Source organism: Mycolicibacterium monacense (assembly GCF_010731575.1).
Taxonomy (GTDB): Bacteria; Actinomycetota; Actinomycetes; order Mycobacteriales; family Mycobacteriaceae; genus Mycobacterium; species Mycobacterium monacense.
Map to the genome: position 1 here is coordinate 4,342,947 of NZ_AP022617.1, position 14,506 is coordinate 4,357,452.

Annotated in this window: 13 protein-coding genes; 1 reads left to right on the top strand and 12 read right to left on the bottom strand. The window is 70.1% G+C overall.

The features are described from left to right. Window positions 1-18: 18 nt before the first annotated feature. From G6N49_RS20840 to G6N49_RS20885, 10 genes are read right to left on the bottom strand one after another with little or no spacing between them, the layout of a single operon-like run. On the bottom strand, window positions 19-930 hold the full coding sequence (locus G6N49_RS20840) for an LLM class F420-dependent oxidoreductase (RefSeq protein WP_011557923.1): 912 nt from the start codon (window positions 928-930) through the stop codon (window positions 19-21). A gap of 29 nt (window positions 931-959) precedes the next feature. Next, entirely contained in the window at window positions 960-1,802 is an 843-nt protein-coding gene (locus tag G6N49_RS20845; protein WP_407665048.1) for an alpha/beta fold hydrolase, read from the bottom strand. Between the two features lie 5 nt (window positions 1,803-1,807). Further along, entirely contained in the window at window positions 1,808-3,076 is a 1,269-nt protein-coding gene (locus tag G6N49_RS20850) for a vWA domain-containing protein (protein WP_011854448.1), read from the bottom strand. Continuing rightward, window positions 3,073-3,741 (bottom strand): SRPBCC family protein, encoded by a 669-nt coding sequence (locus G6N49_RS20855; protein WP_011557920.1) that lies wholly within the window; start codon window positions 3,739-3,741, stop codon window positions 3,073-3,075. The genes G6N49_RS20850 and G6N49_RS20855 overlap by 4 nt, the downstream gene beginning before the upstream one ends. Window positions 3,742-3,753: 12 nt before the next feature. Next, on the bottom strand, window positions 3,754-4,644 hold the full coding sequence (locus G6N49_RS20860) for an AAA family ATPase (RefSeq protein ID WP_085975365.1): 891 nt from the start codon (window positions 4,642-4,644) through the stop codon (window positions 3,754-3,756). Next, window positions 4,631-5,401, bottom strand: coding sequence for an XdhC family protein (locus G6N49_RS20865; RefSeq protein WP_011557918.1), 771 nt, complete (start codon window positions 5,399-5,401; stop codon window positions 4,631-4,633). Before G6N49_RS20865 ends, G6N49_RS20860 begins: the two co-directional genes overlap by 14 nt. A gap of 2 nt (window positions 5,402-5,403) precedes the next feature. Beyond that, window positions 5,404-7,794, bottom strand: coding sequence for an aerobic carbon-monoxide dehydrogenase large subunit (locus G6N49_RS20870; RefSeq protein WP_011854447.1), 2,391 nt, complete (start codon window positions 7,792-7,794; stop codon window positions 5,404-5,406). Next, window positions 7,791-8,366, bottom strand: coding sequence for a (2Fe-2S)-binding protein (locus G6N49_RS20875; RefSeq protein WP_011854446.1), 576 nt, complete (start codon window positions 8,364-8,366; stop codon window positions 7,791-7,793). The genes G6N49_RS20870 and G6N49_RS20875 overlap by 4 nt, the downstream gene beginning before the upstream one ends. Before the next feature lie 2 nt (window positions 8,367-8,368). Next, on the bottom strand, window positions 8,369-9,244 hold the full coding sequence (locus G6N49_RS20880) for an FAD binding domain-containing protein (protein WP_011854445.1): 876 nt from the start codon (window positions 9,242-9,244) through the stop codon (window positions 8,369-8,371). A 57-nt stretch (window positions 9,245-9,301) separates the two neighbouring features. Then, window positions 9,302-10,462, bottom strand: a complete 1,161-nt coding sequence (locus tag G6N49_RS20885; RefSeq protein WP_011854444.1) for an XdhC family protein — start codon at window positions 10,460-10,462, stop codon at window positions 9,302-9,304. Between the two features lie 35 nt (window positions 10,463-10,497). On the opposite strand from G6N49_RS20885, the gene G6N49_RS20890 reads away from it, so the two are divergent. Further along, the gene (locus tag G6N49_RS20890; protein WP_011768035.1) at window positions 10,498-11,454 is read left to right on the top strand and encodes a LysR family transcriptional regulator; all 957 of its coding nucleotides are present in this window, start codon (window positions 10,498-10,500) and stop codon (window positions 11,452-11,454) included. A gap of 5 nt (window positions 11,455-11,459) precedes the next feature. On the opposite strand, the gene nhaA is transcribed toward G6N49_RS20890, so the two are convergent. Both nhaA and G6N49_RS20900 read right to left on the bottom strand, forming a co-directional pair. Next, window positions 11,460-13,301, bottom strand: a complete 1,842-nt coding sequence (gene nhaA / locus G6N49_RS20895; protein WP_011854443.1) for a Na+/H+ antiporter NhaA — start codon at window positions 13,299-13,301, stop codon at window positions 11,460-11,462. Further along, window positions 13,298-14,461 carry a glycoside hydrolase family 76 protein gene (locus G6N49_RS20900; protein WP_011557911.1) on the bottom strand — a complete coding sequence of 388 codons (1,164 nt, stop codon included), beginning with the start codon at window positions 14,459-14,461 and terminating at the stop codon, window positions 13,298-13,300. The genes nhaA and G6N49_RS20900 overlap by 4 nt, the downstream gene beginning before the upstream one ends. Window positions 14,462-14,506: the final 45 nt, after the last annotated feature.

A 14,506-nucleotide genomic window follows, 5' to 3' on the forward strand; every position in this document is an offset into this window, starting at 1 on the left:
TGAACCAGCCGACCGGTTTTACCCGTTGAGCCCCAGCGCCGCGGCCAGCTCACGCAGCGCCGGCCGCGGATCGGCCATCGGGTCGTCCCCCAGCACCTGCAGCACCACGTGGTCGGCGCCTGCGTCGAGGTGCGCGGTCACCGAGGCGGCCGCCGCGTCGACCGACCCCATGCCGACGATCCCGCGGGCCAACCGGTCCGAACCGCCGCGCACCAGATCGGATTCGTCGAATCCCTGACGCAGCCACGAGTTCCGGTAGTTCGGCAGTCCGCTGTAGACCTCGAGGTGCTGATGCGCGCGGCGCAACTGGTCGGCGTCGTCGCCGCCGATCGCGACGGCCTGCTCGGAGACGATCCACTTGTCGGGCCCGAGGATGTCCCGCGTGGTGCGGGTCTGCTCGGGTGTGACGAGGTAGGGGTGGGCGCCGTCGGCGTGGGTGCCCGACAGCTCGATCATCTTGGGGCCGAGCGCGGCGAGCAGCCGGGTCGGCCTGGGCGCGCCGGGTTCGATCGCCTCCGACACCGCCGCCATCTTCTCCAGGTAACCGCGCATCGTCGCCAGCGGTTTCGAGTACGTCCCGCCCATCCCGTGCTCGACGAGCGGTGCGTGGCTGACGCCGAGGCCGAGCACGAAGCGGTTCGGGTGCAGCGCGCCCAGCGTGCGCCCGCCGGTCTCCGCAGCCGAGGGCAGCCGGATGTGGATGTTCGCGATGCCGGTGCCGATCACGAGCCGGTCGGTGGCGGACAGGAACGCCGCCGACTGGGTCAGGCACTCCTTGCCCGTCACCTCGGGGATGAACAGCGAGCCGTAGCCGAGCGCCTCGATCTCCCGGGCGACGTCCTGCGCGTCGGTGATCGACCAGGTCTCACTGGCCCACCAGACACCGATGCGGGCGGGGAATTCGATGGTCGGCCTGCTGGATTCGCTCACCGCCCCAACCTAACCGGGCCGCCACGGGCTCAGGTGATCGGGTGGGCGTCGAACCACTCCAGCAGCAGGGCGGCGAGTTCGTCGGCGCGTTCCTCGGGCAGCCAGTGCGACGCGCCGGACATGATCTCGAAGCGGTACTCGCCGGAGACGTAGCGGGCGGTGTCGTAGGCGCCCTTGGGCAGCAGCGCCGAATCCCGGTCACTCCACACGAACATCGTCGGGACCGTGATCTTGCCGCCGGTCGCGCGCGGATCCATGAACGGCATAGCGCGGTACCAGTTGAGGCCGGCGGTCAGCGCACCGGGATCGAGCATCGCGGCGACGTCGCGTTCGGCGGCAGCCTCGCTCTGGCCCGTGCGGCGCAACGCACCGAGCGCCAGCGCCCCGCGTCGCCGGGTCAGCAGCAGTTCGGGCACATAGGGCAGCTGGAAGAAGTACATGTACCAGGACGCCAGGCCCTGCCGGCTGGTCGGAATCGACTTGAGGAACGCCGCCGGATGCGGCACCGACACCGGGACCACCGTGGCGAGCCGCTCGGGCATCTCCGCGGCGACCCCCCACGCGACCGCGGCGCCCCAGTCGTGACCCACGAGATGCACGCGTTCGGCGCCGCTGGCGTCGATCAGCGCCCCGACGTCGGCGATCAGCTCCGGGATGCGGTAGTCGCGCCGCCGCCGGGGCCGCGCGCCCGGCGAATACCCGCGCTGATTCGGCGCCAGGCAGCGGTAGCCCTGTGCGGTGAGCCGCTCGATGATGGCGTCCCAGCTGGTGTTGCGCTGCGGGAAACCGTGCAGCAGCACCACAACCGGGCCGTCGGCCGGCCCCTCGTCCCGCACCTCGAACACCAGGCCGTCGCGCCGGTACTGATCCATACCGCTCAGCATGGCATCCGGCGCCGCGCAGCGGGCCGACTTCGCCCGCGGACCACCGCCCGGGGCCGGTCACCAGATGCCGAGGATTCGCCGAGCACCTCGAACAGGTCCCGGAGCCCGCTGATCGAGTGGGCCGGCATGAACTCGTCGCAGAAGGGCAGCGCCGCGGCCATCGAGCCGGCCAGCGGCCGATAGTCGACGTGGGCGGCGCGCGGGTTCAGCCACACCACGCGGTACGCCCGGCGGCGAACCCGGGCCAGCGCATGGACGAGAACCTCCGGAGCGTCACTGTCCCACCCGTCCGACGCGATGATCACCACCGCCCCGCGCAGGACGGCGCCATGGGGACCCGACACCAGTTCCCCGATGCTGCGCCCGACGTGCGTGCCGCCGTAGCGGTCGGCCACGGTCTCGTTGGCCCGGGCCAGCGCCAGCTCCGGCGACCGGTGCGAGAGCACCGGGGTCAGCCGCGTCAGTGAGGTGGAAAACGCGAACACCTCGGGCCGCAGGCGGTCCCGGCGCATCATCACCGCCCGCATGAGGTGGAGGTAGACCGTCGCGTAGGCCTGCATGGAGCGACTGACGTCGCAGACCAACACGATGCGGCGATCCCGCTGCCGTCGACGGGTCCGGGTGAGACGGATGGTCTCCCACCCGGTGCCACGGGACGCGCGGACGGTCCGACGGAGGTCGATGCGATCGCCGCGAGGGTGCGGTCGACGGCGAAGGGTCCGGCGGCGCGGCCAGTGGGGCGCGGCGTCTTCCAGCCACTGGCCGAGCAACCGCAGATCCTCGGGCTCGAACTGGTCGAACGGCTCGTCGGCGCGCGCGGTCATCCCGCTGGGCAGCACGTCGGGCAGCGTGATGGTGCCTTCCGATCCGGCGGCCGCGCGGATGTTCGTCGGCCGGGTCACCCACGGCAAGCCGTCGACGTCCTCCGGCGGACCCTGTCCGGGCCGGGCCACGGGACGGGACGGGTCCGGGTCGGCGGACCGGTGTTTCATCGCGAATGGGTCCAGGCCCAGCACCGCATCGGCGAACACCGCCTCGAAGACGCGGTCGAACGTTTCGAGATCGTCGGCACGGTTGACCAGGGTCAGCCGGGCGGCCCAGTACAACTCGGTGCGACGGCCGGGCCGCAGCGCGCGCATCGCGTGCACGAATTCCGCGGACCCACTGGCCGATACGACCACCCCGCCGCCGCGCAGCCTCGCGACCAGGGCGACGGCGAACGCCGCCAGGTCGACTCCGCGCAGCAGCAGGGGTGCGCTCATCGCCGCCGTCGACGCAGCGCCACCAACAGCAGCACCAGGAGCAGCAGCGCGCCGACGGCCGGTGGACCGTACTTCTTGACGGCTCCGCCGCCGGCGAGTTCGAGCAGGTCGATGGGCGGCGCCTCGGCCGGCGGGGCCGGCACCACCTGCGGCCTGGGCGCATCGCCGTCACCGCCGGCGACGGGTGTCGCGACCTCCTGGGCGGCGGCGGGCGGAGTCGCGTCGCCCGCGAGTTTGGCTTCCAGCGACTCGACGAACTGGCCGAGCAGTTTTTCCGAAACCTGCTGCAGCATGCCGCTGCCGAACTGCGCGAGCTTGCCCACGATCTTCAGATCCGTGTCGACGGTGACGCGGGTGCGGTCCCCGTCGGGATGCAGTTGCGCGGTGACCGTCGCCGCGGCGTTGCCCGTGCCGCGGGCTTCCTTGCCGCGGCCGTCGATGACCGCGCGGTGCTCGGCGCGGTTCTGCTCGACGAAGTGCACCTTCCCGTTGAATTCACTGGTCACCGGTCCCACTTTGACTTTGACCTTGCCCATCACGTCGTCGCCGTCGCGTCCGGTCATCGCCGCACCCGGCATCAGCGGGATGACCTGCTCGAGGTCGGTCAGCACGTCCCAGGCCTGCTCGATCGGCACACCGACTGTGAATTCATTGGCGATCTTCATCGTCTTCCTTCCTCATGTCCAACTGTGGTCGACGAGCGCATCGCGCAGGACGGCACGATCGTCGGGTGTCTTGGCCAGGGCGCTGAACCCGGCGAGCACGGTGTCGACGGACTCGACGAGTTCGGCCACCCCCAGGGTGACCAGCGCGGCCACCCAGTCGATCGTCTCCGCGATGCCCGGCGGTTTGTCGAGGTCGAGCTCCCTTGCCGCACCGACGAATTGGGCGGCCTGCTCGATGAGCGCGGTGGTCGCCCCGGGCACGGTCCGGCGCAGGATGGCCACGGCCCGTTCCGGCTGCGGGTAGTCGATCCAGTGGTACAGACAGCGCCGCCGCAGGGCGTCGTGCAGGTCGCGGCTGCGGTTGGAGGTGAGCACTGCGATCGGCGGCACGGCGGCGACGAAGGTGCCGATCTCGGGGACCGTCACACTCGATTCGCCGAGAAATTCGAGCAGGAGTGCTTCGAATTCGTCGTCGGCCCGGTCGATCTCGTCGATCAGCAGCACGGGCGGTGTCGGGCCGGGGTGCCGCACGCACCGCAGGATGGGCCGGTCGGCCAGGTACTTCTCGGCGTAGAGGTCGGCTTCGGTGATGTGGTCGCCGCGTGCCTCGGCCAGCCGGATGCTCAGCAGCTGACGCTGATAGTTCCAGTCGTAGAGCGCTTCTCCCGCTGACAGCCCCTCGTAGCACTGCAACCGGATCAGGGGTGCGCCGCACACGTCCGCGAGGGTCTTGGCCGCCGTGGTCTTCCCGACACCCGGCTCACCCTCGAGCAGCAGCGGGCGGCCGAGTGTCGTCGCCAGGTAGATCGCAGACGCGGTACCGGTGTCGAGCAGGTAGTCCCGCCGGTCGAAACGGGCGATGACGTCGGCGACGTCGGCGAAGAGCGGGTCAGTGGCAGCGATGATGGTCCTCCGCGGCGCCCACCTCGGCGGGATGCGGCGCCGCCGCGTCGACGCGGATGGCCGCGATCAGTTCCGCCGCAATGGAGACCGCGATCTCGGCTGCGGTGCGCGCCCCGATCGGCAGACCGACCGGGGTGTGCACCCGGGCCCGCTCGGCGGCCGTCAGATGCAGGCCCTCGAGCACGGCGGCGCCGCGCACCCGGCTGGCCACCAGGCCGATGTAGCCGACGTCGGCATCGAGCGCGGCGCGGATCATCTCGGCCTCCGGGCCGCCGTGGCTGGCGATCACGACCGCGGTCGCGCCGGCCGGTTCGCCGGCCGAGCGGGTCACCTCGTATCCCAGGACGGCGCACACCTGGGCCAGCGCCTCGGCGATCGGGGTGTCACCGCAGATCCGCACCAGCGGGGCGGGCACCTGCGGCACCAGGAAGATCTCCAGCGCTCCGCCGGACAGGCACGGGTTGACCACGACGCACGCACCGGGGGCGTCGGGGAAATGCACGTCTCCGTCGGGCAATACGCGCAGCAGGACGCTCTGATTCGCCTGGAGCGCCCCGAGCGCCGCCTTGCGCACCGAACTCTGCGCGCACTCGCCGCCGATGAAACCCTCGATGGTCCCGTCGGACAACAGGATCGCCTCGTCGCCGGGATGCGCCGAGGTCGGCTGCTGGGCCCGCACCACGGTGGCGCGGACGAACGGGATGCGCGTCTGCAGCAGTTGCTGCGCGCGGTCGTGCATGGTGTCGGCGGACCTCATGATCAGATCGGCGGGGTGGGCCGGCCCTGCATGGCCTCCCACACCCGGGAGGGGGTCAGCGGCATGTCGGCGTGCCGGATTCCGAACGGCGCCAACGCATCGACGACGGCGTTCACCACCGCGGGGGGTGAGCCGACGGTGGCGGACTCCCCGATGCCCTTGGCGCCGATCGGGTGGTGCGGGGACGGCGTGACGGTATGACCGGTCTCCAGCTCCGGCACCTCGAGCGCGGTGGGGATCAGATAGTCCATCAGCGACCCGCCGAGGCAGTTGCCTTCCTCGTCGAACGCGATCATCTCCATCAGCGCCATCCCGATCCCGTCGACGATGCCGCCGTGCACCTGACCCTCGATGATCATCGGGTTGATCCGCGTGCCACAGTCGTCGACCGCGAGGAACCGCCGGACCTTGACCACCGCGGTGCCCGGATCGACGTCGACCACGCAGAAGTAGGCGCCGTACGGATAGGTGAGATTCTCGGGGTTGTAACAGATCTGGGCGTCCAGGCCGCCCTCGATGCCCTCCGGGAGGTCACCGGCGCCGTGCGCGCGCATCGCGATGTCCTGGATGGTGACCGACGCCGCCGGGTCACCCTTGACGTGGAAGGCGCCCTTGTCCCATTCGAGGTCGGCGACCGAGACCTCCAACATCCCCGAGGCGATGATCTTGGCCTTGTCCCGCACCTTGCGCGCGACCAACGCGGCCGCGGCACCGGATACGGGGGTCGAACGGCTGCCGTAGGTGCCCAGCCCGAACGGCGTCTGGTCGGTGTCGCCGTGTACCACGTCGATGTCGTCGGGTGGGATCCCCAACTCCTCGGCGACGATTTGCGCGAAGGTGGTTTCGTGGCCCTGCCCCTGGGTCTGCACCGACAACCGGACGACGGCCTTACCGGTGGGATGCACCCGCAGTTCACAGCCGTCGGCCATGCCGAGTCCCAGAATGTCCATGTCCTTGCGCGGTCCGGCGCCGACGGCCTCGGTGAAGAACGCCATGCCGATCCCCATCAGCTCACCGCGCTCCCGCTTGGCGGCCTGCTCGGCGCGCAACTGCTCGTAGCCGACCATGTCCATGGCCTTGCGCATGGTGGTCTCGTAGTCGCCGGAATCGTAGGTCCAGCCGGTCTTCGAGTGGTACGGGAACTGGTCGGGTTTCAGCAGGTTCCGCAGCCGCAGGTCGGCCGGGTCCATCTTCATCTCGTAGGCCAGACAGTCCACCAACCGCTCGACGAAGTACACCGCCTCGGTGATCCGGAACGAACACGCGTAGGCCACGCCGCCGGGCGCCTTGTTGGTGTAGACCGCGGTCATGTGGCAGTACGCGGCCTCGAGGTCGTAGCTGCCGGTGAACACCCCGAAGAAGCCCGCGGGGTACTTCGTCGGCGCCGCAACGCCGTTGAACGCACCGTGGTCGGCCAGCACGTTGGAGCGGACGGCCAGGATCTTGCCGTCGGACGTGGCGGCGATCTCGCCGACCATGATGTAGTCCCGGGCGAATCCGGTCGAGGTCAGGTTCTCGCTGCGGTCCTCCATCCACTTGACCGGCTTACCCAGCAGCAGCGAACCCACGATGGCGCAGACGTATCCCGGATAGATCGGCACCTTGTTGCCGAAGCCGCCGCCGATGTCCGGTGAGATGACCCGGATCTTGTGTTCGGGCAGCCCGGCCACCAGGGCGTAGAGGGTGCGGTGTGCGTGCGGCGCCTGCGTGGTCGACCACAGGGTGAGCTTGCCGCTGACCGGGTCGAGGTCGGCGACCGCGCCGCAGGTCTCCATCGGCGCGGGATGCACACGCGGATAGACCATCTCCTGTTTGACCACGACGTCGGCCTTGGCGAACGCCGCGTCGGTGGCGGCGGCGTCGCCGGTCTCCCAGTCGAAGCAGTGGTTGTCGGTCTTACCGTCGAGGTCGGTGCGGATCACCGCCGCGTCGGGATCCAGTGCCCGGCGGACGTCGATGACCGGGTCGAGAGGTTCATAGTCGACGTCGATCAACTCGACGCCGTCACGAGCCGAGTACCGGTCCTCGGCGACGACGAATGCCACCTCCTGCCCCTGGAATCGCACCTTGTCGGTGGCGAGGACGGCCTGCACGTCGTTGGACAGGGTCGGCATCCAGGCCAGGCCCTTCTCCGCCAGGTCGGCGCCGGTGACGACCGCCTTGACCTTCGGATGCGCCTCAGCGGCCGAGATGTCGATGTTCGCGATCCGCGCATGGGCATACGGTGAGCGCAGGATCGCCAGGTGCAGCATGCCGGGCAGCGTGACGTCGTCGACGTAGTTGCCCCGGCCGCGGACGAAGCGCGGATCCTCCTTGCGCAGCATCCGGCCGTAACCGCACGGTTTCCTGTCGTTGTCCGCCTGCGCGTCCGGGCGTTCGTCCACCGCGGTCATGATGGGCTTCCTGTCTCGATGAGATGGTCACCAGCCACCGGGCCGAGGGTGTCGTCGGTCTGGGACTGCGGTGCGAAATCCGTTGCGGACGGGCCTGATTCGACGTCCCGCCCCCGCGCGTGCCCGGCGGCCCACTGCACCGACCGCACGATCGTGGTGTAGCCCGTGCACCGGCAGATCTGCCCGGAGATCGCCTCCCGGATCTCGTGTTCGGTCGGGTGGGGGTTGCGGTCCAGGAGGGCGCGGGCGGTGATCATCATGCCCGGGGTGCAGAAGCCGCACTGCAGGCCGTGGCACTGCATGAACCCCTCCTGAACCGGGTCGAGCTTTCCGTCGACCTCGAGGCCCTCCACCGTGCGGACGTCGTGCCCGTCGGCCATCACGGCCAGCATCGTGCACGACTTCACGGGCTCCCCGTCGAGCGACACCACGCAGGTCCCGCAGTTGCTGGTATCACAGCCCCAGTGGGTTCCGGTGAGCCGCAACTCATCTCGCAGGAAGTGCACCAGCAGCATCCGCGGTTCGACATCGGCGCTCACCGGCTCGCCGTTGACGGTCATGCTCACCTGCATACTCAGGCCCTTTCTCGGACGCGCCGCACGGCGGTGCGTAGGTTGCGGACGGTCAGTTCGGACGCGAGATGCCGCTTGTAGTCGGCGCTGCCCCGCATGTCGGAGTCGGGTGCGCACGCGTCGGCGGCCTGCCGGCCCGCCTCGGCGAAGGCGTCCTCGTCGGCGGTCCGCCCGACCAGTGCCGCGCCGACGGCGGCCAGTGCGGCGGCATCGGGGTTCACGGCGGTGAGGCCGATTCGGGCGGCGGTGATGGTGTCGCCGTCGAGGGTGACCATGGCGCCCGCGGCGGTGACCGCCCAATCCCCCACCCGGCGTTCGACTTTCGTGTAGGCGCTCGAGGTGTTGGGCCGCACCGGGATGCGCACCTCGAGCAGAATCTCGTTGTGCGACAACGACGTCTCGTACGGCCCTTCGAGGAACTCGTCGATCGGTATCTCGCGCTGCCCGGACGGGCCGCGGGCCACACAGACCGCCCCGAGGGTCTGGCACACGGTGGTGAGGTCCTCCGCCGGGTCGGCCTGGCACAGCGACCCGCCCAGCGTGCCGCGGTTGCGGACCACCGGATCGGCGATCATCCGTTCGGCGTCGGCGAAGATCGGGCACACCTCGGCCAACTCGGCCGACTCCAGGACCTGCCGATGCCGGGTCATGGCACCGATGCGCACGGCCCTGGCGTCGACGGTGATGTAGCCCAGTTCGCGGGTCAGGTCGTTGATGTCGACCAGGTACTCCGGATTCGCGATCCGCAACTTCATCATCGGCAACAGGCTGTGCCCGCCCGCCACGATCATGGCGCCGTCACCGAGCCGGTCCAGCAGGCCGATTGCATGGTCGACGCTGGTGGCTCGTTCGTATTCGAAGGGACCGGGGACCTGCATGTGACCGCCCTCACACTCATCGGGAGGGCTTCAGTCTCGGCCCGCCCGACGCGGGCGTCAATAGCGAGTTAAGCGATCACTGAACTCACTGTCTTTGCCCTGGTCATGGTGAATCCGGCCGTCGGTGTCGGTGAGCCGGCGGCCGGTTCCGCCCCACCGGACGGCGACGATCTCGGCGGCGATCGACACCGCCGTCTCCTCGGGTGTGCGCGCGCCGAGGTCGAGCCCGATGGGACTCGCCAGCCGATCGAGTTCGGCGTCGGTGAGACCGGCATCCCGCAGCCTGGTCAACCGGTCGTCGTGAGTGCGGCGCGATCCCATCGCGCCGATGTAGGCGACCTGGGGCAGCCGCAGCGCCACCTCCAGCAGCGGAACGTCGAACTTGGGGTCGTGGGTCAGCACGCAGATGACGGTTCGCGCGTCGACGTCACCCGCCGCGACCTGTGCGGCCAGGTAGCGATGGGGCCAGTCGACGACCACCTCGTCGGCGGTGGGAAAGCGGGCCGCGGTGGCGAACACCGGCCTCGCGTCGCACACCGTCACCCGGTAGCCGAGGAACGAGCCCTGCTGTGCGACCGCGGCGGCGAAGTCGATAGCGCCGAACACCAGCATCCGCGGTCGCGGGGCGTATGCCGCGACGAACACCTCCATGCCCGCCCCGCGCCGCTGGCCGTCAGGTCCGTAGGTCAACACCTCGTTGCGCCCGGTGGCCAGCAGCCCTCTGGCGTCGTCGGTCACCGCCGCGTCGGCACGCGACGACCCGAGCGTGCCGCTGACCTCGTCGGAGCGGACCACCAGCCGACGACCCACCCGGGTGGCGTCGGGGTGGGCGATGACGGTGGCCAGCGCGACGGGGCGGTGCGATTCGATGTCCTCGACGACCGCGTCGAGGTCGGGGAAGGTCGCCGGCGACACCGGTTCGACGAACACGTCGAGAATCCCGCCGCATGTCAGGCCGACCGCGAAGGCGTCGTCGTCGCTGACGCCGTAGCGCTGCAGTGCCGGCGTCCCGCTGCCCACCACGTCACCGGCCAGTTCGTACACCGCACCCTCGACGCAGCCGCCCGACACCGAACCGGTCACCGTGCCGTCGGGTGCCACCACCATCGCGGCGCCGGGCTGGCGCGGCGCCGATCGGAAGGTGCGCACCACCGTCGCCAGACCGGCCGTACCGCCGGTGCGCCACACTGCTGACAGGGCGCTCAGCACGTCTCTCACGTCGCCCAATGTATGCCGACCGTAGGCTGCACACCGTGACACCCGCTCAGCTCCGTGCCTATTCGGCGGTGGTGCGACTGGGTTCCGTGCGTGCGGCCGCCGAGGAACTCGGCATGTCGGACGCGGGAATCTCCATGCACGTCACACAGCTGCGCAAGGAACTCGACGATCCGCTGTTCAGCCGCACGTCGGCCGGGCTGGCGTTCACTCCTGGAGGCCTTCGGCTCGCCAGCCGTGCCATCGAGATCCTGGGGCTGCAGCAGCAGACCGCCATCGAGGTGACCGAAGCGGCCCACGGCAGGCGGTTGCTGCGCATCGCCGCGTCGACGATGTTCGCCGAACACGCCGCGCCCGGCCTGATCGAGTTGTTCTCCGCGCGCGCCGACGATCTCACGGTGGAACTGTCTGTGCACCCCACCAGCCGGTTCCGCGACCTGATCGAGTCACGCGCCGTCGACATCACGCTGGGCCCCGCACCCGCTGACCCCGGCCCCGCCCTCGTGGTACGCCCCTTTCTCAAGTACCAGATCATCACCGTCGCCGCCCCCGAGACCGCCGCGGGCCCGGGCATGCAGGCACCCGCGCAGCTGCGCGAGCACGACTGGATGCTGGGGCCGTCGGCCGGCGGCGTCGACGGTGAGGTCGCCACGATGCTGCGGAACCTGTCGATCCCGGAGTCGCGGCAGCGCATCTTCCAGAGCGAGGCGGCCGCACTCGAGGAAGTGCAGCGCGCCGGCGGCGTGACGCTGACCCTCGGCTTCGCGGTGTCGAGAGATCTTTCGTCGCGCCGACTGGTGCAGATCAAAGGAGCGGGCCTGCAGACGTCCGGGGAGTGGTTCGCTTCGACGCTCACCCCGGCGGCGCGCCCACCGGCATCATCGGAACTGATGCGTTTCATCACCACTCCCCGCTGCACACAGGCGATGATCCGCGGCACCGGTGTCGGCGTCACCCGCTTCAAACCGAAGGTGCATGTGACGCTCTGGAGTTGAGGCGGCTAACGCCCCGCCTCCAGCGCACGGATCAGGCTGGCCGCATCCCACGGCCCCTTGTGTCGCTTGCCGTTGACGAAGAACGTAGGTGTGGAGTTGAGGTCCATCACCTCCGCATCCTGGGCGTCGTCGCGCACCCGGTGCAGCACCTTCGAGGCGTGGACGCGCACGTCCTGGTCGAACTGCTCGATGTCGAGGCCGATCGCGACCGCGTAGCGGTACATGTCGGACCACTCCAGATCGTCCTGATGGGCGAACAACTCGCGGCCCATCTCGAAGAACTTGCCCTGCGCTGCGGCGCCCTCGCTGGCGCGGGCGGCGTCGAACGACCGCGGGTGCGCGCGTTCCAGCGGGAAATGGCGCCACACGTAGAGCAGGTCGTCGCCGAAGTGGGTGCGCACCTCGTCGATCGCTCCGGTCGCGCGGCCGCAGAACGGGCATTCGTAGTCGCCGTACTCGACGAGGACCAGCGGTGCATCCGGATCACCGCGGATGTGGTCGCGCTCCGGATCGACCGGACGTACGAGGGTGAGTCCGACGGGTTCGGGTGGGCTGATCCAGTCGGTGATGCGAAAGAGCGCCCAGCTCAACGTGAACGCCAGGACCGAGGCGATCAGCACGCCGACGCGGGCCTCGTCCTGGCGGGCCGGGTCCTCGATCGCGACGTCGACGATGAACAGCGAGATGGTGAAACCGATCCCGGACAGCGCCGCACCGCCGGCCACCCGCCGCAGCGAGAGCCCCGGCGCGAGCTGACCCCAGCCGGTGGCGCTCATCAGCGCGGTGGCCGCGGTGATCCCGACGAACTTCCCGACCACCAATCCGGCCACGATGCCCCACGTGAGCGTCGAGCTCATCGCCGCGGTGATGGTCTGCTCGTCGAGGTGCACGCCGGCGTTGGCGAGGGCGAAGATCGGCAGCACCACGAACGACACATAGGGTCCGACCGCGGTCTGCAACCGCTCGTTGATCGAGATCGACTCGCGCAGACCGCGTGTCACCGCCCGGGCGTACTGCGGGTTCGGTGACTGGCGGAACGCCCGGACGAGGTCGACGGTCTGTTCGACCTGTCGGCGCTCGGGGGTGAAGACCGGGATGAGCACGGCCACGGCCACACCGGCCAGCGTCGGGTGCACGTGTGCGAGGTACAGCGCGATCCACAGCGCGAAACCCAGGACGGCGTAGGCCGGTCCGCGCAGCGACGGCAGCCTGCGCACCATGGCCAGCGCGGCGATGAGCAGCGCCGCGACCGCCAGCGGCGCGAGTTTCAGGTCGTCGGTGTAGAACAGCGCGATCGCGCCGAGCGCCCCGACGTCGTCGACGACCGCCAGCGTCAGCAGGAAGATCCGAAGGCGCGCGGGGAATTTGGGTTTGATCACCGCCAACGCGCCGACGAGGAAGGCGGTGTCGGTGGAGATGACGACACCCCACGCCTGGGCGTCGGGTCCGGAGGGGTTGAAGGTGAGGAAGATGACCGCGGGCACGATCAGCCCGGCGATCGCCGCGACGACGGGCACCGCCGCCCGCGACCGGTCGGTCAGTTCGCCGATCACGAACTCGCTCTTGACCTCCAGCCCGACGATGAAGAAGAAGAACGCCATCAGGCCGTCGTTGACGAGGTGTTTGACCGACAACTCGGCGCGGTACTCACCGAAGCTCACCGCGACGTGCGTATCCCAGAACGTCGAATAGCTCTGCGCCCAAGGCGAATTCGCCCACAGGATGGCCAGCACGGTGAAGGCCAGCAGCAGGGCGGCCGCGGCGTTGTCGGTCGACCGCGGGGTCTTGGGGTCCCGGCTGAAGCGGCTGGGCAGCGGTCCGATGGTGCGCGCGGACGCCTCGGTCACGTTTCGGCGGGCCCCGGATCAGCGGACTCCGCGGGTTGATCGCTCACCGCGTGCGCGGCCTCCATGAGCATCCATCCCGAGAGTTGCACCGACAGATCGCGTTCGGGGATCTCCGAGGCGTTCACCGCACCCTCGACCGATTCGGCCTGCCGACCCGCCGCGGTGGGAAGCTCCGCGGTGCGCTCCCAGAAGGCCCCGAACAGCGGGAGCGCGCCCCCGTCGGCCCCGACGGTCTGCCGGTTCCCCCACGCCGCCTCGGCCGAGGCGAGCACGATCCGCCGCGCGGTGTCGCGGGCCGCGACGTCATCGGCGGTGTCACCCGGCAGCGTGGTGGCGACCAGTGCGAGGTAGCGCGCGAGGATGCCGTTGAACAGGCCACCGTCGCCGCCGCCGGCTCCCTTGATGACGCCGTCGGGGGCCATGTGTTCGGCGACGGCCGCGACCAGTCGGTGCACCCGCAGGGCGTGCTCACCGCCCCCGTCGTCACCGCCGATGCGCACCGCGAGCTCGGTTTCCAACCCGAGGACCACACCCTGGCAGTAGGTGTACTGGGCCCGCACCAGCGATCCGCCCTTGATGCCGTCGAACACCAGCTGGGTGTCCGGGTCGATGAGCACCTCGTCGATCCAGTCCGCCATCTGCTGCGCACGCCGCAGCCGGTTGTCGTAACGCGCCAGGAAGATGCCTGCCGGTCCGTTGGCGGGCGCATTGAAGAACTGGTCCTGTTTGCGCCAGGGGATGCCGCCGCCGTCCTCGGGCACCCAGGCGTTGAGGAACTGCTCGCACAGCGTTCCCAGGGCGCGGGGTCGGGCCACGCCGGCGAGCCGGCCCGCGCGTTCCAGCGCGAGCGCCAGCCACGCCATGTCGTCGTAGTAGTCGTTGGTCCAGCGACCGATGTTGCGGATGCGGTGCGCGCGGATCTGGCGGGTGATGCGCCGTTGGCGGTCCGGGTCGGGTTCGCGCAGCTGCGCGTCGACGAGGCAGTCCAGCAGGTGGGCCTGCCACCAGTAATGCCACGTACGGAACTGTTTGTGCGGTCCGGCCGCCGGCCAGGCCACCACGCCGAGTTGGGTGCCCGGCAGCCCCCAGAGGCGACGCAGATGCCGCTGGGTGATCGCCGCCTCGGCGCTGGCCGCCCGGTTTGCCCACAGCTGATCCATGGGTCGATCCTGCCTCACCGACCCCGCCGCGGGAACCGCTCCGGC

Bases quoted from the DNA above. Each gene is read 5' to 3' on its own strand.
- G6N49_RS20855 (WP_011557920.1), bottom strand. From the start codon at position 3,741: ATGAAGATCGCCAATGAATTCACAGTCGGTGTGCCGATCGAGCAGGCC.
- G6N49_RS20870 (WP_011854447.1), bottom strand. From the start codon at position 7,794: ATGACCGCGGTGGACGAACGCCCGGACGCGCAGGCGGACAACGACAGG.
- G6N49_RS20900 (WP_011557911.1), bottom strand. From the start codon at position 14,461: ATGGATCAGCTGTGGGCAAACCGGGCGGCCAGCGCCGAGGCGGCGATC.
- G6N49_RS20845 (WP_407665048.1), bottom strand. From the start codon at position 1,802: ATGGATCAGTACCGGCGCGACGGCCTGGTGTTCGAGGTGCGGGACGAG.
- G6N49_RS20875 (WP_011854446.1), bottom strand. From the start codon at position 8,366: ATGCAGGTGAGCATGACCGTCAACGGCGAGCCGGTGAGCGCCGATGTC.
- G6N49_RS20880 (WP_011854445.1), bottom strand. From the start codon at position 9,244: ATGCAGGTCCCCGGTCCCTTCGAATACGAACGAGCCACCAGCGTCGAC.
- G6N49_RS20865 (WP_011557918.1), bottom strand. From the start codon at position 5,401: ATGAGGTCCGCCGACACCATGCACGACCGCGCGCAGCAACTGCTGCAG.
- G6N49_RS20850 (WP_011854448.1), bottom strand. From the start codon at position 3,076: ATGAGCGCACCCCTGCTGCTGCGCGGAGTCGACCTGGCGGCGTTCGCC.